Here is a 3,431-nt window from a genome sequence, read left to right as displayed (position 1 = left end):
CAAACGCGCCACCACCACCGAGGCCGGCGTGCCGTGCACCCTCGACGGCGTCACCGGGCTCAGCCCCAACGCCCTCGCCGACTTCCTCACCGACGAGGCGGTCACCGCCGACGACTGCCTCCGCGAGATCATCTGGGCCTGGGACCCCCGGCTCGCGCCGATCATGTCGTCAGACCACATCCAGGCCGTCGCCCACCGTGCCTCCACGCTCGCACCCGACCACGACGGCGCGAACGGCAGCGGACTGCTGGAACTGTTCACCTACCTCCACGCCGTCGCGTACCACGAGTTCTCGCGCGACGAGGTCGACCTCTCCGACCCGCCCACGAGCCTCGCCGTCCGCCGCGCCGTGGCCGCGCTCGGCGACGCGCCGCGCACCTTCCAGCCGACCCCCACCAACGCCCAGACCCTCCGCGAAGCCCTCTACGCCGCCAGCGCCCCCGGACTGCGGCACCACCAACTCGACCTGATCACCCGGACGCTGGCGACGATGGGGCCCGACCGACCCGTCACCCACAAGGACGCCCACTGGGGCGGCGCGGCGCTCGCCGCCCTCTCCGTCAGCTACCTCGGCGTGTACGACGGCAACAACGACACCGCCTTCCGGCAGGCCGTCGCCGCCGCACCCTGGTACCGGTCCGCCTTCCGCGCCTTCGGCGACCACACCCACCTCAAGGGCACCCCCAACGACTGGGTGGTGCGCGACGCCGTCAGCGAGTACGGCCGCTTCGGTCAGATAGCCGGCCTGCGGACCGAGATCGTGGGCGGGCTCGGCGACCTGCTCGACCGCACCACCCGCAACTTCGGCCTCGGCAGCCCACCGTGGGCCAAGGTCGCCTCCTGGCTCAACGAGCACGACGCCTGCAAGCCCCACAACGTGTGCCGCGACGACATCGAGCGCCGCATCTTCCCCCACACCTACACCTATGACGAGGGCACCATCCGCGTCAGGACCGCCCTCGACCGGGCGACCGTCGACCAGCTCTACTACGCCGGCAAGCAGGTCAAGGCCCAGTTCCACCGGGTCCTCGGCAGCAAGGAACCACTCGCCGACGACCCCAACACCACCCTCACCACCGTGCTGTACGCCTCCCGCGCCGACTACGAGGCCTACCACCCGCTCCTCACCGGCATGGACACCGACAACGGCGGCATCTACATCGAGCGGACGGCGACCTTCTACACCTACCAGCGCCGCGTCCCCCAGGACTCCAGGCTCACCCTCGAAGAGCTGTACCGCCACGAGTACACCCACTACCTCAACGGCCGCTGGGCCGTGCCCGGGTTCTTCGGCGAGGGCCCCTGGTACCGCAACGACCGCACCACCGCCATGGACGAGGGCACCGCCGAGTTCTTCGCCGGCGCCACGAGGGGCGAAGGCGTCGCCGTCCGCAAGTCCCTCGTCCAGGGCATCATCAACGACACCCGGGAGGGCCGCCCCCGGATGACCGTCCGGGACATCCTGCACGCCACCTACTCCGGCGACGGCTTCCGCTTCTACTCCTACGCGGGCACCCTCTTCGAGTACCTGTGGACCGAACGGCCCTCGCTCATCCGCGAGATGTACACCCACCTGCGGGCCGACGACCCGGCCGCCTACGACGCGTGGCGCACCCGCCTCAGCGACGACACCGGCCTCCAGACCGCGTACAACCGCTTCCTCGACCGGCAGATCGCCGTCGTCGACGACCTGTTCGTCCCCGACACCCGCTACACACCGCTCGACCGCCTCACCGACACCACCGCCGACTCCGTCCGCACCGCGCTCGTCTCCGCCACCGGCCTCAACCCGGCCTGCACCGCCGGCAAGGACAAGGAACGCCCCCGCTTCACCTGCACCGGCCGCGTCACCGCCCGGCTCACCCAGCCGAACAGCCCCGACCAGGTCTTCAAGGACATGTCGGAGACGGTGGACTACTTCATCCTCCACCGGGCGGGCCGCTCCGACCGGAGCACCAACCTCGCCGACATGAACTGCGACTTCGGCCCGGTCGAGATCTGGTCCGACAGGCAGGGAGGAACCTCCGACTACAGCTGTGAGGGCCCCCTGCGGCCCTGACGGGCCTCGCGGCGACGGGCCCCCGGATCCCGGGGGCCCGTGCTACGGGAAGGGCGGGCCCGCGCACCCCGCCACGGGGGCGAGCGGGGTGCACGGGCCCCGTCCGGCGAGAGGCGGCGCCGGACGTGTGCGGACAGACCGACGAGCGTCGGCGCGGCGTCAGCCGACGCGCTCGATACGGGCCTGCCTGATCAGGAACTTCCCGGGCTCGCGCACCTCCTCGAACGCCGCGTCGTTCAGCAGCACACAGCTGCCCGAAACCGAGGTGACCGCCACGGTGACGGACTTGTTGTTGTCCAGGTTCGTCACCCGCAGCTGCGTACCGATCGGGAACTCGTTGCTGGACGCGGCGGGCGCGCCGCCCTCACCCGACAACGTGACCGTGGACCCCGCGCAGACCTGCTCACCGCCACCCGGCGGCGGCGCGGCCTGATCCGGCGGACCCGCCTCGGCTGGCGGGTCCGCTTCCGCGGGCGGGTCCGCTTCCGAGGGCGGATCCGGCTCGGCGGGCGGCTGGGCGACCGCCTCCCCGCCACCGGCGCCCACCTCACACCCGGACGCCGCCTGCTTCCGCTTGATCTCCTCGATCACGGCCTCGCGGTTCGCGATCCGCGCCTCGGACTGCGCGTCCGGGTTCGCCCGCTGCTCCGCGATGAATCTCGCGTTGTTGCCCAGCGCGGTCGCCAGCCCGTCGCAGGCGACCGACGCCTGGCTCGTACCGGTCATCACCACGGCGCCGCCACCTGCCAGCGCCGCCGCACCCACCAGCAGCGCGGCCTTCTTCCCACGGCTGAGCGTTCTTCTCCGAGACACTGAGGACTCCGTCCCTGTCGACGTCACGGGCCCCACGGCGGGGAAACCCCCGCCGTGTTCAACCCCAACCACGTCGGCAGCGCCGGCAGACGCTCAAGTCGCCTTGTTTCTTGCCCACTTCTCACAAAACGGCGACGTGTCGCCGCGGTGTCGGCTCAGTTCGTCCGGATGAAGGAGATCTCGACCCGGCGGTTCTGCGCCCGGCCCTCCTCGGTCGCGTTCGACGCGATCGGGTAGTCCTCGCTGTAACCCCGGATGTCGAACCTCAACGACGCGTCGTTCAGCGTCTTCACCAGCTCCTTGTGCACCGCCTCCGCACGCTCCTGCGACAGCCGCACACCGTTCTCGTACGACCCGAGGTTGTCGGTGAAGCCGTAGACGCTGACCTTGCTCGCCTTCTGCTTGTTGATCTCGGCGGCGATGTCCGCGATACGGGCGTTGGCCTTGGCGTTCAGCTGGGAGCTGTTCTTACCGAACAGCACCTCGGCCTGGAGGGTGAACTTCGTCTTCTCGTTCGACTCCTCCCGTCGCTCCTCGGCGACCCGGCCGCCCCCGGGAG

At 70.7% G+C, this 3,431-nt stretch carries 3 protein-coding genes; 1 reads left to right on the top strand and 2 read right to left on the bottom strand.

The genetic code is table 11. The features are described from left to right. A partial coding sequence (locus GL263_RS23640; protein ID WP_182857769.1) for a collagenase occupies positions 1–2,059 on the top strand: 2,059 nt, incomplete at its 5' end. 159 nt (positions 2,060–2,218) lie between these two features. Here GL263_RS23640 and GL263_RS23635 read toward each other — a convergent pair. Together GL263_RS23635 and GL263_RS23630 are read right to left on the bottom strand one after the other, a co-directional pair. Then, positions 2,219–2,872: an SCO2207 family protein gene (locus GL263_RS23635; RefSeq protein WP_182857768.1), complete on the bottom strand. Its 654-nt coding sequence runs from the start codon at positions 2,870–2,872 to the stop codon at positions 2,219–2,221. Between the two features lie 155 nt (positions 2,873–3,027). Beyond that, on the bottom strand, positions 3,028–3,431 hold a 404-nt coding region (locus GL263_RS23630; RefSeq protein ID WP_182857767.1), incomplete at its 5' end, for an OmpA family protein.

It is taken from the genome of Streptomyces durbertensis, assembly GCF_014156695.1.
In the GTDB taxonomy this organism is placed as follows: domain Bacteria; phylum Actinomycetota; class Actinomycetes; order Streptomycetales; family Streptomycetaceae; genus Streptomyces; species Streptomyces durbertensis.
Note: the sequence above shows the minus strand (reverse complement) of the source record. Positions and strands in the feature narration are given on the sequence as shown.